Annotated in this window: 2 protein-coding genes; both read left to right on the plus strand. The window is 66.0% G+C overall.

The genetic code is table 11. The annotated features are described in order from the left end of the window. Positions 1-1,101 (plus strand): ammonium transporter (locus tag ACFWF3_RS36380; RefSeq protein WP_379318736.1); only part of this gene is annotated, 1,101 nt, incomplete at its 5' end. Positions 1,102-1,106: 5 nt separating this feature from the next. Beyond that, positions 1,107-1,228, plus strand: a 122-nt coding sequence (locus ACFWF3_RS36385; RefSeq protein WP_379318738.1) for a P-II family nitrogen regulator, incomplete at its 3' end; no start/stop codon positions are given.

Below are 1,228 nucleotides of genomic sequence, written 5' to 3' on the forward strand. Positions count from 1 at the left end.
CTCCAGTACTTCGGCCTCGAGGGCGTCCTGGGCGGCGACTATCTAGCGACTACCGACCCCGCGGCCCCCGCCGCCATCCCGCTGTTCGGCACGATCCCGCTCTCGGTGTTCGTCGCCTTCCAGCTCATGTTCGCGATCATCACGGTCGCACTCATCTCGGGCGCGGTCGCCGACCGCTTGAAGTTCGGGTCGTGGCTCGTATTTGCCGGAATCTGGGCCACGGTCGTCTACTTCCCCGTCGCGCACTGGGTGTTCGCCTTCAGCGGCTACACCGGTGAGAACGGCGGCTGGATCGCCAACAACCTCAAGGCGATCGACTTCGCCGGTGGTACCGCGGTCCACATCAACGCCGGTGCCGCCGGTCTGGTGCTCTGCCTGATCCTCGGCAAGCGCAAGGGCTGGCCGAAGACGCCGTTCCGCCCGCACAACCTGCCGTTCGTGATGCTCGGCGCCGGTCTGCTGTGGTTCGGCTGGTACGGCTTCAACGCGGGTTCGGCGCTGAGCGCCAACGGTGTCGCGGGTGCCACCTTCCTCACCACCACGATCGCCACCGCCGCCGCCATGATGGCCTGGCTGCTCGTGGAGAAGATCCGCGACGGTCACCCGACCTCGCTCGGTGCTGCCTCGGGCATCGTCGCCGGTCTGGTCGCGATCACCCCGGCCTGTTCCTCGGTGAACGTGGTCGGCGCCCTGGCTGTCGGTGTCGTCTCCGGTGCGCTGTGCGCCCTGGCCGTCGGCCTGAAGTTCCGCTTCGGCTTCGACGACTCGCTCGACGTCGTCGGCGTCCACCTCGTCGGTGGTCTGGTCGGCACGCTGATCGTCGGACTCGTCGCTACCAGCGAAGCTCCCGCAGGTGTCGATGGACTGTTCTACGGTGGTGGGGTCGAGCAGTTGAAGCTGCAGGCCGTCGGTGCCTTCGCCGTTCTCGCCTACTCGCTGGTCGCCACGGCCATCATCGCGTACGCGATCAAGTTCACGATCGGCCTGCGCGCCAGTGAAGAATCCGAGTCTGCGGGCCTGGATGAGTCCGAGCACGCGGAAACCGCTTACGATTTCGCTGCTGTGGGTGGCACGGCACGCACGCTCGTCAAGGAGGCATGACGAACATGAAACTGGTTACGGCAATCGTCAAACCGTTCACGCTCGAAGATGTGAAGTCCGGGCTGGAACAGGCAGGCGTGCTCGGCATGACCGTCAGCGAAGTCCAGGGATACGGCCGGCAGAAGGG

Origin of the sequence: Nocardia sp. NPDC060220 (genome assembly GCF_042727815.1) — a bacterium.
Classification (GTDB): domain Bacteria; phylum Actinomycetota; class Actinomycetes; order Mycobacteriales; family Mycobacteriaceae; genus Nocardia.